Annotated in this window: 12 protein-coding genes; 4 read left to right on the forward strand and 8 right to left on the reverse strand. The window is 72.8% G+C overall.

What is annotated here, in order from left to right:
* Positions 1–138 precede the first annotated feature (138 nt).
* On the reverse strand, positions 139–2,154 hold the full coding sequence (locus EHS43_RS21955) for an NADPH-dependent 2,4-dienoyl-CoA reductase (protein WP_125192478.1): 2,016 nt from the start codon (positions 2,152–2,154) through the stop codon (positions 139–141).
* 112 nt (positions 2,155–2,266) lie between these two features.
* A complete protein-coding gene (locus EHS43_RS21960; RefSeq protein ID WP_125192479.1) occupies positions 2,267–3,145 on the reverse strand; it encodes a helix-turn-helix transcriptional regulator in 879 nt (292 codons plus the stop codon).
* Here EHS43_RS21960 and EHS43_RS21965 point away from each other — a divergent pair.
* Positions 3,144–4,043, forward strand: a complete 900-nt coding sequence (locus tag EHS43_RS21965; protein ID WP_125192480.1) for an SDR family oxidoreductase — start codon at positions 3,144–3,146, stop codon at positions 4,041–4,043. The genes EHS43_RS21960 and EHS43_RS21965 overlap by 2 nt on opposite strands.
* A gap of 3 nt (positions 4,044–4,046) precedes the next feature.
* Here the strand turns inward: EHS43_RS21965 and EHS43_RS21970 are convergent, their stop codons facing one another.
* The 4 genes from EHS43_RS21970 to EHS43_RS21985 form a co-directional block, all read right to left on the reverse strand.
* The gene (locus EHS43_RS21970) at positions 4,047–4,415 is read right to left on the reverse strand and encodes a hypothetical protein (RefSeq protein ID WP_125192481.1); all 369 of its coding nucleotides are present in this window, start codon (positions 4,413–4,415) and stop codon (positions 4,047–4,049) included.
* Between the two features lie 106 nt (positions 4,416–4,521).
* Complete coding sequence (locus tag EHS43_RS21975; RefSeq protein ID WP_125192482.1) at positions 4,522–4,791, reverse strand: DUF3040 domain-containing protein; 270 nt, start codon at positions 4,789–4,791, stop codon at positions 4,522–4,524.
* A gap of 20 nt (positions 4,792–4,811) precedes the next feature.
* Positions 4,812–6,047, reverse strand: a complete 1,236-nt coding sequence (locus EHS43_RS21980) for a cation:proton antiporter (protein ID WP_125192483.1) — start codon at positions 6,045–6,047, stop codon at positions 4,812–4,814.
* Between the two features lie 172 nt (positions 6,048–6,219).
* Positions 6,220–7,095, reverse strand: coding sequence for a hypothetical protein (locus EHS43_RS21985; RefSeq protein ID WP_125192484.1), 876 nt, complete (start codon positions 7,093–7,095; stop codon positions 6,220–6,222).
* 262 nt (positions 7,096–7,357) lie between these two features.
* Between EHS43_RS21985 and EHS43_RS21990 the strand changes: the two genes are divergently transcribed.
* Positions 7,358–9,439, forward strand: coding sequence for a SpoIIE family protein phosphatase (locus EHS43_RS21990; RefSeq protein WP_125192485.1), 2,082 nt, complete (start codon positions 7,358–7,360; stop codon positions 9,437–9,439).
* A gap of 364 nt (positions 9,440–9,803) precedes the next feature.
* Here the strand turns inward: EHS43_RS21990 and EHS43_RS21995 are convergent, their stop codons facing one another.
* Entirely contained in the window at positions 9,804–11,051 is a 1,248-nt protein-coding gene (locus tag EHS43_RS21995) for an MFS transporter (RefSeq protein ID WP_125192486.1), read from the reverse strand.
* A gap of 133 nt (positions 11,052–11,184) precedes the next feature.
* Here EHS43_RS21995 and EHS43_RS22000 point away from each other — a divergent pair, with 133 nt between their 5' ends.
* Entirely contained in the window at positions 11,185–12,111 is a 927-nt protein-coding gene (locus EHS43_RS22000) for a LysR family transcriptional regulator (protein WP_125192487.1), read from the forward strand.
* 10 nt (positions 12,112–12,121) lie between these two features.
* On the opposite strand, the gene EHS43_RS22005 is transcribed toward EHS43_RS22000, so the two are convergent.
* Entirely contained in the window at positions 12,122–12,928 is an 807-nt protein-coding gene (locus tag EHS43_RS22005) for a putative protein N(5)-glutamine methyltransferase (RefSeq protein WP_125192488.1), read from the reverse strand.
* 221 nt (positions 12,929–13,149) lie between these two features.
* Here EHS43_RS22005 and EHS43_RS22010 point away from each other — a divergent pair, with 221 nt between their 5' ends.
* Entirely contained in the window at positions 13,150–13,587 is a 438-nt protein-coding gene (locus EHS43_RS22010; RefSeq protein WP_125192489.1) for a MarR family winged helix-turn-helix transcriptional regulator, read from the forward strand.
* Positions 13,588–13,710 lie beyond the last annotated feature (123 nt).

The following is a 13,710-nucleotide window of genomic DNA, read 5'->3' on the forward strand; positions in this document are numbered from 1 at the left end:
GTCCAAGCCGTCATCGCCCTGGCCCGTCGGCGGGCCAGCGTCCTGTGGGCGCTCTTGCGTGACGGAAGGATCTTCACCTCCGTCCCGCCGCTCACGCAGGCGGCTTGACTTCGTCATTGAGACTCCTAGGGACGCCCCTCAGAGGGCGGCCGCGACCTCGGTGCCCTGCTTGATCGCCCGCTTGGCGTCCAGCTCGGCGGCCACGTCGGCACCGCCGATCAGGTGCGCGCTGCGGCCCGCGGCGACGAGCTCCTCGTACAGGTCCCGGCGCGGTTCCTGGCCGGTGCACAGCACGATGGTGTCGACCTCCAGGACCGTGCTCTCCTCGCCGACGGTGATGTGCAGCCCGGCGTCGTCGACACGGTCGTAGCGCACGCCCGGGACCATGGTGACGCCCCGGTGCTTGAGCTCGGTGCGGTGGATCCAGCCGGTGGTCTTGCCGAGCCCGGCGCCGACCTTGCTGGTCTTGCGCTGGAGGAGGTGCACGGTGCGCGGCGGGGCGGGGCGTTCGGGGGCCCTGAGTCCGCCGGGTGCCGTGTAGTCCATGTCGACGCCCCACTGGCGGAAGTACGTCGCCGGGTCCTCGCTCGCCTTGTCGCCGCCGTCGGTGAGGAACTCGGCGACGTCGAAGCCGATGCCCCCGGCGCCGAGGATCGCGACCCGGTCGCCGACGGGGGCGTCGCCGCGCAGCACGTCGAGGTAGCCGACGACGCTCGGGTGGTCGACGCCGGGGATGTCGGGGGTGCGCGGGCTGACGCCGGTGGCCACCACGACCTCGTCGTAGGCGTCCAAGTCACCCGAGGACACGGGGGTGTTGAGCCGTACGTCCACGCCGTGGGCGTCGAGTTGGTGGCGGAAGTAGCGGATCGTCTCGTCGAACTCCTGCTTGCCGGGGACCTGGCGGGCCACGTTGAGCTGACCGCCGATCTCGCTCGCGGCGTCGAACAGGGTGACCTGGTGGCCGCGTTCGGCGGCGGAGACCGCGCAGGCGAGGCCCGCGGGACCGGCTCCGACGACGGCGACCCGCTTCTTCAGCCGGGTCGGGGCCAGCACCAGCTCGGTCTCGTGGCAGGCGCGCGGGTTGACCAGGCAGGAGGTGATCCTCCCGCTGAAGGTGTGGTCGAGACAGGCCTGGTTGCAGCCGATGCAGGTGTTGATGGCCTCGGGCCGGCCCTCCGCCGCCTTGTTCACGAACTCCGGGTCGGCGAGCATCGGGCGGGCCACGGACACCATGTCCGCGTACCCGTCGGCGAGCAACTCCTCCGCCAGCTCAGGGGTGTTGATGCGGTTGGTGGTCACGAGGGGGATCGACACCTCGCCCATGAGGCGCTTGGTCACCCAGGTGTAGGCGCCGCGCGGCACCGAGGTCGCGATGGTGGGGATGCGGGCCTCGTGCCAGCCGATGCCGGTGTTGATGATCGTGGCCCCGGCGGCCTCGACGGCCCTGGCGAGGGTGATCACCTCGTCGAGCGTGGAGCCGCCCGGGACGAGGTCCAGCATGGACAGCCGGTAGACGATGATGAAGTCCTCGCCGACGGCCTCGCGCACCCGCCGCACGATCTCCACCGGGAAGCGCATGCGGTTCTCGTACGAGCCGCCCCAGGCGTCGGTGCGGTGGTTGGTCTGGGCGGCGATGAACTCGTTGATGAGGTAGCCCTCGGAGCCCATGATCTCGACGCCGTCGTAGCCGGCCTGCCGGGCGAGGCGGGAGGCGCGGGCGTAGTTGTCGATGGTCCGCTCGACCTCGTCGGCGGTGAGCTCGCGGGGGACGAAGGGGCTGATCGGCGCCTGGAGGGGGCTCGGGGCGACGAGGTCCCGGTGATAGGCGTACCGGCCGAAGTGCAGGATCTGCATCGCGATCCGGCCGCCCTCGCGGTGCACCGCCTCGGTGATGACCCGGTGCTGCTCGGCCTCCGCGTCCGTGGTGAGCTTGGCGCCGCCCTCGGCGGGCCGGCCCTCGTCGTTGGGCGCGATGCCGCCGGTGACGATCAGGCCCACTCCCCCGCGTGCCCGCTCCGCGTAGAAGGCGGCCATGCGCTCGAAGCCGCGCTCGGCCTCCTCCAGGCCGATGTGCATGGAACCCATCAGCACGCGGTTGGGCAGCGTGGTGAAGCCCAGGTCGAGCGGGTTCAGCAGGTTCGGGTAACGGCTCATCGGGGCCCCTCCGTCGCGGTCTCGTGCCTCTCTGTTGTAGAGGACCCCGACCCCTTTATGCAACTAGTTGCACAATCGGCACGGGGTGATACGAACCACGTGGTGCCCGCCCTCAGGAGTCGGCGTCGGCCGTTCGGTCCCGGGGTGCCACAGGGGCTGCGGAGTCCGCGGGGCCCGCGGCTGCGGCGAGGCTGCCGAGCAGGGCGAGTGCCTGTTCCGAGGAGCTCCCGGGCTCGGCCTGGTAGACGACCAGTTGCTGGTCGGGGGCGCTGTTGACGGTCAGTGACTCGTAGTCGAGGGTCAGTTCGCCGACCAGTGGATGCCGGAAGCGTTTGCTCTCACGGGTCTTGCGGCGGATGTCGTGACGGGCCCAGAGCGCGCGGAACTCCTCGCTGCGCAGGGAGAGTTCACCGACCGTGGCGATCATCCGCGGATCGTCGCGGGCGGCCTCGGCACCGGCCCGCAGCGCGGCCACGGTGTTCATGGCCACCGACTCCCAGTCCGGGTAGAAGTCCCTCGCGTCGGGGTCGAGGAAGACCAGCCGTGGCAGATCGCCGCTGTGGGCGTGGCCCGCGAACAGGGCACCGCCCAGGACGTTGTGGGCGAGGACGGTCAGACAGCGGCCCAGGACCACGGCCGGGGTGCGGTGCCAGCCCGCCATCATCCGCAGCAGCGCGGGGCTGACTGCTTCCGGCCGCGGACGTGAGCGGCTAGCGGCGGGGCGTGCCAGGCGGTGCAGGTGGTCGCTCGCGTCGTCCTCCAGGCACAGCACCCGGGCCAGCGCGTCGACGACCTGTGCCGAGGGAGTGCGCTCACGGCCCTGTTCCAGACGGACGTAGTAGTCGGTGCTGACCCCGGCCAGCACCGCGACCTCCTCGCGGCGCAGACCCGCCACCCGACGCCGGGTCCCGGCGGGGAGCCCCGCGTCCTCGGGCCGGACCAGAGCACGACGGGCACGCAGAAAGAGGCCGAGCCTGTTCTCGCTGTCCATGACGCCGACCCTAGGCCCGGCCACCACGCCACGGGAGCCCGCAAGGTGGGCGCGATACTCCTACGCTCCGCATCGGCAGCGGCGCCACGACCTGCTCACAGCCCTGAACCGGGCTCACCGCGGACGCCCCCGGCCCGGACCGAGAAGCCACCGCACCGAATCTCGTCGGCCCGCCCTCCTCGGAGCAATACAACCTGGTCACAGCCCTGTCCCCCTGCTGGGGCGTCGCGAGGACCGGCTCAAGGCACTGGCCGACGAGCTGGGCGGTACGGCCGACGGGCGGGTCCTGGCCGTCTCCGTGGACCTGACCGACGCCGAGGCGGTCGCGGGGGCCGCCACCGTCACCGGTGCGCTCGGCACCGTGGACCTGGTCGTGGCCAACGCCGGCGTCGTGCTCGGCGCCCCCTTCGAGCGGGCCGGGACCGACGAGTCGGACCGAATGATCGACGTCAACCCGCGGGCCCTGCTGCACACCGCCCGCGCCTTCACGGACGGCCTGCTCGCCACGGCCTGCGGCGGCGGCCGTGCGGACCTCGTCCACGTCGGCTCGGTCGGCGGCCATCTGCTCTTCCCCGGCCGGTCCGTCCACTGCGCCACCAAAGCGGCCGCAGCGGTGAAGAACATCGAGCCCGGGGTCACGGCCACCGAGCCGGGCGCGGACATGCGGGACGCCGGGGCCCGGGAGTCCCTGTCCCGCATCCGCGCCGGTCTGACACCCCTGACCGCGACGGACATCGCGGAGGCCATCGCCTTCGCGGCCGCTGCCCCGCCGAACGTCCACGTCGCCGAGATGGTGGTGGTGCCGGTGCGGCAGGGCTCATCACCGGGTGGCCGGGGTGGCCGGTCGCGCGTCCGCACGAGTGCGGGGAACCGCGACCGGCCACCTCGGCGCCGCTGAGGGTCAGCGGCTCTCCAGCCTCACGTGGAGCTCGCGCTCCTGGTCGCCCGACGCGGACGCGAGGTCCCGCACCGTGAACATGGAGTCCAGGGTCTCGCGGAGCCTCTCGATGGCCCAGTACCCGCCCTGTGCGTCGGCCTCCACGGACGACGACAACCGCGCGGGCGGCGGGCACGACCTCGCCTCGGTCACCTCGAACGTCCCCAGCCACACCATGGGCCGCGTCTCGTGCAACTGCTGCGGCACCTCGTCGGCACCGCGGTCCGACTGGAAGCACGTGCCCAGCGTGTCGAACACGATCCGGGCGTCCTCCGCGCTGCATCCGCTGATCTCCAGCGAGACGGACTCGTCGTGCGCTCGCTCATGATCCATCGTGGTCGCTCCTCTCATGGCGATGACCGGACCGACGGGTTCCCCGCGAGCCGCGCCACACCCCCAGAAAAGCACCCCCTTTCCCGGAGCACTACCGGCGAGGCCGTCAGCGCGGCGGCCGGTCCCGGTGCGGGTCGAACAGGGGAACGGCGATTCCGGCGAGCACCAGGCCCGCCGCCACGAGGATGCCCTCGGGCAGGGCCATGCCCGAGGACAGCAGGGCCAGGGCGACGGCAAGGGTCCCCCAGGCGCCCGCGCGCCGGTACTCACGGGGTCGGGCCGGCCGGCCCGACCCCAGCGCGCGGGCGAACCGTGGGTCGTCACGCTCCAGCCGTGCCGCGAGATCGATCAGGTGTTCGTCGTCGGGCTGGCGCATGACTCCTCCTTCACACGGCCCTACCGTTCGGCGTCCGCCCCCACGGCGACGGAGACCGGCGCCTGCGCGGTGTCGTCCCCCTGCTTCCGGGCGTGGCGTGAACCCAGCACCCGGGCCAGCAGATGGGCCCGCCCCGCGGCGACGGGGCCGAGAACGGCCAGGAGGAGGACATACCCGGCGATGAACGGCGCCAGACGTGCGTCGAGCCCGGCGCTGGCCGCCATCGCGCCGAGGATCAGGGCGAATTCGCCGCGGGCCACGAGGGTCGTGGCGATGTCGGCGGCGGGCTCGGCGCCGTAGCCGTAGAGACGGGCGACGAGCAGGCCGGCGACGATGTTCATCACGACCGTCACCACGGCCGCCGCGGCGACGGGTCCGGCGACGGACGTGACCACGCCGGGGTCGATGGACAGCCCGAAGGCGAAGAAGAAGATCGCGGCGAAGGCGTCCCGCAGCGGGTGCACCAGTCGGCGGATGCGTGGTCCGGAGGGTGTGCCGGCCATGATCAGGCCCACCATGAAGGCCCCGATGGCGTCGGCGACACCGAGCACCTCGGAGACCCCCGCGACGAACACCGCGGCGCCGAGGAAGCTGATGACCAGCAGTTCGTCGTCCCGAACCTGGACCAGCCGGCCGATCCAGCGCGTCCCGTACCGGGCGGCGGCGGCCAGCACCAGCAGGAAGCCGAAGGCCTTGCCCGCCTGGAGGAGCACTTCCACAGGTCCGTGCGCGCCGCTGATGACCGGCTGGAGGGCCGCGAGGTAGAGCGCGAGGAAGATGTCCTCGACGACGATCACGCCGAGGATCAGCCGGGTCTCGGGGCGGCCGATCCGCCCCAGGTCGATGAGGATCTTCGTGACGATCGCGGACGACGAGATGCCGAGCACCCCGGCGAGCACCAGCGCCTCGCGGCTCCCCCAGCCCAGCGCGAACCCGAAGCCGAGCCCCGCGCCGACGTTCGCCACGAGGTAGATCCCGCCCGCCGCGAGCAGACGTCTGCCGCCGGTGCGCAGGTCGTCGACGTGGAACTCCAGGCCCAGGTAGAACAGCAGCAGCACCAGGCCGAGCGCGGAGAGCATCTCGAAGTCGTGCGCGTCCTCGACCAGGACGAAGCCGGGGGTGTGCGGGCCCAGGAGGATGCCGGCGAGCATGAACAGGGGGATGGTCGGAAGTCCGATCCGGCCGCCGAGCCGGGCGAGGAACGCGGCGGCGAGGAACGCGCCGCCCATGGCGAGCAGGGTGTCAGCGTGTCCCACCGGTCACCTCCCCCGGCGGCGCGACAGGACGTGCGTGCTGCGTGTCACGGGGATGGATGCGAGATCTCCTTGCTGTGGTCGGTGTTCATGCCACCGTCGCATCCGGCCCCCTGGCCCCGCCATCGGTGCCGACCCCCATTTCGGCGAGGGCCGGCACCCGCCCGTAAGAGGCTCAACTCCTGGTGAAACGGTAGGTCTTGCTGTCCGTCAGGACGCAGAAGCCGGGCGAGACGACGATCACACGCAGGGTCGCGGTGCGGCGGTCGTAGTCGATGCCCTCCGCCTCGAACTCGCCCGAGCAGGAACTCCGCAGGGGCAGTTGGCGCAGTGCGGTGACATGCCCGGTGACGTTCGCCGAGCCGGTGGGAGCGGCGCTCAGGTCGACCTGGAGGAGCGGCTTGGTGTAGCCGAAGAGCGTGCCCGCCGGGTCGTCGGAGGAGCACAGCAGCCGGGTGGCGCTCAGGAAGTCGCAGCCCTGTACGTCCCGGACGGCGTGGTCGAGGGTGACGGTCGCCGCCTGGGGGAGGTTCGCCGAGGGCGAGGTGCTCGCGTTGACGCCGGGCGTCGGGAAGACCAGGAAGCGGGTCATGGTGCCCCACTCTCCGGACAGCATCCACTGCCCGTCGGGCGAGACGGCGGCCCAGGAGTTGTTGAGCGCCTCGCCCGGGCTGAGCGTGTGGACGTACTCGGACCAGGTCCCGTCGGGCGCCTTCACGCGGTACATCTTCGCGGTGCCGGAGTCGGCCTGGTAGGGCTCGATGTAGTGCCCGTCGTAGGAGGCGTCGGGGTCACCCACATGGTTCCAGCCGCGGGCGGAGACGCCGATCGGGATGGTGCCGATGCCGGTGTACCGGTTGGCGGAACCGGCGGGGACCTCGACCGAGGTGAGGCCCTGGCTCTCGGTGAGCGGGTCGGCGCGGTCGGAACCGACCTCGGTCCAGGTGTCCGCGGCCGAGGTCGGCGGCGCGGCGGCCAGCAGGGCCGTGGCGGTGAGGGTGACGAGGGCGGCGAGAACGGCGTGACAACGCTGTCTGGCGCGCAGCGGCATGGAGGACTCCTGAGGCTCCTGGGGCGAAGGCGAGCTGGGTCGGCGCACAGTCTGGCGCCCCCACGACGGTCATGTACAGGCCAATCAAGTGAACAAGCGGCCTTCGTCACCCCGGCGCACTTCACCGGACGCGCGCCCTCGTGTTGAGGGATGGTGGAAGAACACGACCGCGTGGTCACAGAGACGGTTGAGCGCGGTAGAACAAGGGGAGTCGGCACGGGGGTACGGCGTGCCGCGAGGACGGTCGAAGGCGGTTCGTGCAATGGGTGCAGCCGGGATACCCGCGCCGGAGGGCGCAGAGCCCCCGCGCGGGCCAGTACGGCCGAGCGGGCTGCTGGACGAGCTGGGCATGGCCTCGGTGGTGCTGGACGCCGAGGGCCGCATCGTGCTGTGGAGCCCGCAGGCCGAGGAGCTGTTCGGCTACAGCGCCCAGGAGGCGCTGGGGCAGTACGCCGCCCATCTGATGATCCACGAACAGCACGCCGACCTGGTCGTCAAGCTCTTCGCCGACGTCATGGAGACCGGCCAGAGCTGGGCCGGCGCGTTCCCCATACGGCGCAAGGACGGCGGCACCACGCTGGTGGAGTTCCGCAACATGCGGCTGCTGGACGACCACGGCGACGTCTACGCGCTCGGGCTGTGCGCCGACCAGTCGACCGTGCGCCGCCTGGAGCGGGACGTGGCGCTGTCGACACGGATGATCTCCCAGTCCCCGACCGGACTGGCGGTGCTGGACACCGAGCTGCGCTACGTCTCGGTGAACCCGGCCCTTGAGCGGATGAACGGCGTCCCGGCCGAGGAACACGTGGGACGCAAGATCGGCGAGGTGCTGCCCCATCTCGACGTGAACCGCTTCGAGGCCGCCGCCCGCGAGGTGCTGCGGACCGGCAGGCCGCTGGTCGACCAGCACACGGTCGGCCGTACGCCTGCCGATCCCGACGCGGACCACGCCTGGTCGGTGTCGCTGTACCGCCTGGAGGACGCGCTCGGGACCGTCCTCGGGGTGGCAAGCTCGATCCTGGACGTCACCGAGCAGCACCTGGCGACCGTGGAGGCCGAGACGGCCCGGCGCCGCCTCGCGCTCGTCGCGGACGCCTCCGCCCGCATCGGCACCACCCTCGACCTGGACCGCACCGCCCGCGAGCTGGCCGACGTGGCCGTACCGGAGCTCGCCGACGTGGCGGCCGTGGACCTGCTGGAGGCGGTGGTCCGGGGCAGACCGAGCACGCTGCGGCCCACCGAGCCCGCCGTGATGCACCCTCTGGCCGTCGAGGCGTCCGGTGCCCCCGACGCCCTGGCCGCCGCCGATCCGCCCGGCCAGGTCGCCCGGTACGCCCCCGACCGCCTGGTCACCGAGTGCGTGCGCACGGGAAGCCCGGTCCTGGTGGCGCAGGTCGGCCCCGAGGACCTGCTCCGCATCGCCCGCTCACCGGAGGCGGCCGCGCTCCTCGCCAGGGTCGGCGTGCACTCGTATCTGGCCGTGCCGCTGATCGCGCGGGGCGAGGTGCTCGGCGCCCTCGACCTCAAGCGCGTCCACAACCCGGAGCCCTTCGGCGAGGACGACCTGCTGCTGGCACGGGAGCTGGCGGCCCGCGCGGCCGTGCAGATCGACAACGCCCGCTGGTACCAGGACGCCCGCAACACCGCCCTGACCCTCCAGCGCAGCCTCCTGCCCAGCCACCCGCCCGTGACCGGCGGTCTGGAAGTCGCCTCCCGCTACCAGCCGGCGGGCGCCACCGCCGAGGTCGGCGGCGACTGGTTCGACGTGATCCCGCTGGACGAGGGCAAGACCGCGCTCGTCGTGGGCGACGTGATGGGCAGCGGCATCACCGCCGCCGCGACCATGGGCCGGCTGCGCACCGCGACCAACACCCTGGCCTCCCTGGACCTCGACCCGGCCAGGCTCCTCGAACACCTCGACCGGATCACCGAGGAACTGGACCACTCCATCGCCACGTGCGTGTACGCCGTGCACGATCCGCGGCTCGGCCAGTGCCGGATCGCCAACGCCGGGCATCTGCCCCCGGTGCGGCTGCGCCCCGGCCGTCCGCCCGAACTGCTCGAACTGCCCACGGGGGCGCCGCTGGGCGTGGGCGGTGTCGCCTTCTCCACGACCACCGTCGACCTCGCCCCCGGTGACCGGCTCGTGCTCTACACGGACGGTCTCGTCGAGACCCGCCAGCATCCCCTCGACGAGCGCCTGGACGCCCTCCTCGACCTCCTCGACAGCCCCGACGGGCCCCTGGAGGACATCTGCGACCTCCTGCTGCGCACCCTGCACCAGCCGGACAACTCCGACGACGTGGCCCTGCTGATCGCCCGGGTACAGACGCCGGCGCCCTGAGGGACGTACGCCACAGGCGCCTACGGTGACGGGGGCTGCAGCGGTCGGCTCCCGCCCGTGGGGGGGGGACGGTCACCTGAGCCAGGCCGGGACCCGGCGTCGGGTGGCGGGTCTGCGTCGCGAGGAGGTCGCGGTGCCGGCAGGGGTCAGCACCGACCACGGCCGGGGTGCGGTGCCGGCCCTCCATCATCCGCAGCAGCGCGGGGCTGATCGCTTGTGGCCGCGGACGGCGGCAGATCGCCGCTGTGGGCGTGGCCCGCGAACAGGGCACCGCCCAGGACCTTGGGCCGCTGTCTGCCTGGGCTTCCTCGACCCCGACGCCAGGAACCTCTACCCGGACTCGGCCCCGCCCGCGCGGCCCGAGTCACGCCGGCCCGGCGGAGGAGGGCAGGGCGTCCTGGTCGACCGCGGGCGCGGCGGCGGGTCGACGGGGCAGCAGGAGCGGGGTGGCCAGCAGCAGGAGACCGGCGAGCGCGATCGCCTCACGGGTTCCGGTGAAGGCCGCCATGACGCCCCACAGGGCGGTCAGAGCCGCGGTGATCAGCTTGCCGGTCGCCGACCAGGCGGAGAGCGTACGGACCACCCGGTCCGTCGGCGTCATCTCCAGCCGGTGCGTGGCGAACACCGGGTTGAAGACGGCGCAGGAGGTGATGACCCCGAGCTCGACGGCCATCACGAGCAGCAGTCCGGTCGTGCCGGGGCCGACGAACGCCAGGCCGAGGGGCCAGCACGCGCGCAGGACGCCCGAGGTGATCAGGACCCGGTGCTGTCCGAACCGGGCGACCAGGGGGCGCGCGATCCGTGAGCCGAGCAGGCCGCCGAGGCAGGGCACCGAGAAGGCGAGAGCGTACTGCCAGGGGGCGAAGCCGAGCGGCCCGAGCATCAGGACCGTCAGCAGCGGCACCGGCACCATGATCAGGGCGTTGACGAGGACCGTGTTGAAGAACAGCGGGCGCAGGACCGGGCTGGCCAGGATGTGCCGCCAGCCCTCCAGAAGGGACCCCTTCGCCGCCCGGGTCCTCTCGGGCGGCAGCTCACCGCCGCCGATCGCGCGGATCCCCAGCGCCGACAGCAGATAGCTGACGGCGTCCGCCAGCAGGGTCGTCACGGGCCCGAGGACCCCGATGGCGGCACCGCCGAGGGGCGGTCCGATCACGATCGTGGTCCAGTTCGTGGCCTCGAACCGTCCGTTGGCGATCAGCAGGTCGTCGCGGTCCAGGAGGGACTTGAGGAAGGCCCCGGAGGCGGCGGAGAAGGTGATGTCGGCCGCCGCGACGACCACCGACACGAGCAGCAGCTGGACGAAGGTGAGCGCCCCGAGCGCGTAGGCGGCGGGGACGCTCAGCAGGGCGGCGAACCGGACGAGGTCCATCGCGACCATTACCGGCCTCTTGCGGCGGAACTCCACCCAGGGCCCGAGCGGTACGGCGACCGCCGCCCCGACCGCGAGTCCGGCGGCCGCCAGCGCGGACACCGCGGCCGGGCCGGCGTGCAGCACGAGGACGGCGATCAGGGGGAAGGCGCCGAACGACAGCGAGGTGCCGAACGCGCTGACCGCGTAGGCCGCCCACAGCCACCGGAATCGCCGTCCCAGCGACCGTCTCGCGTCCACGCCCGAAGCTCCCTCGTCGACCACCTCACGTTGACCGACGCCATCCAACCGGCTGCCGGGCCCGCCGATCAAACAACCGCGGGCCCGCCCGGCCACAACCGGGGGTTGTGCGGTGATCTCCTAGGCTCCCCGTATGGATCTCGACGCCGTACGCACCTTCGTCGCCGTGGCGGACGCGGGGCTGTTCCAGGGGGCCGCGGACCGGCTGGCGGTCACCCAGCAGGCCGTGTCGAAGCGGGTGGCCGCGCTGGAGAAGGAGCTCGGGGTACGGCTGTTCACCCGCACCCCGCGCGGCGCCCGGCTGACCATCGACGGACAGGCCTTCCTGCCGCACGCCCGCGAACTGCTCCGGGCGGCGGAACGGGCGGCCGCCTCGGTACGGCCGGGCAGCCGCGCCCTGCGCGTCGACGTGATCGGCCGTCGCCTCGCCCCCGCGGAGCTGCTGCGCGCCTTCCATCGCACGCATCCCGGCATCGAGCTCGACGTCGTCACCCTCTTCGACGCCGACGCGGCCCTGGCCGCCCTCCGGTCCGGCACCATCGACGCCACCTTCCGCGCCGTCGCGCACCCCGCGGGGCACCCGGCCGACGGCATCGAGTCCATGCGGGTCTACGACGAGCCGGTCCAGTTGCTCACCGGTCCCGGCCACGCGCTCGCGGGAGCCCGCTCGGTGCCCCCGTCCCGGCTGGCCGGGCACCGCATCTGGATGCCCGGCCTGGTCGCCGGAACCGAGTGGGGCACCTACTACGACGACCTCGCCGCCGCCTTCGGCCTCACGATCGAGGTCACCGGCCCCGACTTCGGCACCGATCCCCTGCTCGACACCATCGCCGACTCCCCCGCCCTGGCGACCCTGGTCGGCGAGCTGACCCGTCTGGCCTGGCCGTCCGAGCAGGACCTGCGCCGCATCCCGGTGCACGGGCCCACACCGGTCTACCCGCACTCCCTGGTCTGGCGCGCCGACAACTCCCACCCGGCGCTCGCCGCCCTCCGGGCCCACCTGCACACCACCCGCCCCGAACCGCCGGATGCCGGGACGTGGGCCCCGGACTGGACCTGACAGCGCCCGGTCAGGTCAGCGCCGGCCGGGCCCTGCTGCCCACCACGACGTGTGCGTACCGCTCGTCCGAGACCGCCAGGCGGGGTGTCAGGCCGCAGCGGGCGAAGGCGTCGACGGCGGCGGCCGCCTGGCGTTCGCTGGTCTCCACGAGGAGGCAGCCGCCGGGGGCGAGCCACCGAGGGGCCTCGGCCGCGACCCGGCGCAGGACGTCCAGGCCGTCCGTACCGCCGTCCAGGGCGACCAGGGGCTCGTGGTCGCGGGCCTCGGTGGGCAGGAGGGCGACCTCTTCGGTGGGGACGTAGGGGACGTTGGCCGCGAGGATGTCGACACGGCCGCGCAGGCCGGCGGGGAGGGCCTCGAAGAGGTCGCCGGTGTGGACTCGGCCGCCCGCGTGGGCGGTGTTGCGGCGGGCGCAGTCCACCGCGGCCGGGTCGATGTCGGCGGCGTGCAGCTCGACGGGCCCCAGCGCGGCGGCGAGCGCGGCGCCGACCGCACCCGAGCCGCAGCACAGGTCCACCACGACGCGGGCGTCCGGCGCCAGGGCCAGGGCCTGCTCGACGAGGAACTCGGTGCGGCGGCGCGGCACGAAGACACCGGGGGCCACGGTGACGCGCAGTCCCCGGAACTCGGCCCAGCCGACGACGAGTTCGAGGGGGTGGCCGACGACCCGGCGGTCGACCATGTCGGCCAGTTCTTCCGGGGTACGGGCGGCGGCGAGGATCAGCCGGGCCTCGTCCTCGGCGAAGACACAGCCCGCGGTGCGCAGGGCGGCGATGACGGCGTCGGGGGAGGTGAAGCGGGAAGACGAAGAGGGCATGGAAGCCGAGAGCCTTTCGAGAGCCGAAGGGCGCTCCTGCGGTCACCTGGCCTACAGGCGGTGATCCGCGCCGATGCGAAGAGGGAGCACCCGAGCTGACACAGCGTTGATGGGTCTCACCTCCTCGGTGCCGCACGGCAGGGACCGCCCCCGACCGGACGGTCAGCGTACCCCAGGGAGCCCTGAGTTGTACTCTGCAACCAGTAGCCGAGGGAGGTCCGATGGAAGCGGAAACGGCCGTGGAGACGATCCAGCGCGAGATGACGGTCTTCGCGCGACGGGCCCGGGCCTCGGCGGGGCGCCTGCATCCCGAGCTGTCGCTGGTGTCGTACACGCTCCTCGGGCATCTGGAGGAGCGCGACGGCTGCCGCGCCACCGACCTGGCCGCCCACTACGCCCTGGACAAGTCCACGGTGAGCCGTCAGGTCACCGCCCTGGAGCGGGCCGGGCTCGTCGAGCGGCGCCAGGACCCGGCGGACCACCGGGTCCAGGTGCTGCATCTGACCGCGGCCGGCCGGCACATCCTGGGCCAGGTCACCGTGAGCCGCCGTGCGGCCGTCGGGGAACGGCTCGCGCAGTGGTCGCGGGAGGACCTGGAACGGTTCGCCGGGTACCTCGTGCGTTACAACGCCTGGCCCGGTCCGGCCGACGGCGTCTAGTAGTGCTTCGTTAGGTCTATCCGTTTGCGCTGATCAAGAGCATGTTGGTCGTGTGGATGCGCATGAAGTGAACCGATTACGGGCCGCGTTGGGGCTGTTCGTGGCGGATGTGTTCGCCTCGGT

The sequence above is a fragment of the Streptomyces sp. RP5T genome, from assembly GCF_003933965.1.
Taxonomy (GTDB): domain Bacteria; phylum Actinomycetota; class Actinomycetes; order Streptomycetales; family Streptomycetaceae; genus Streptomyces.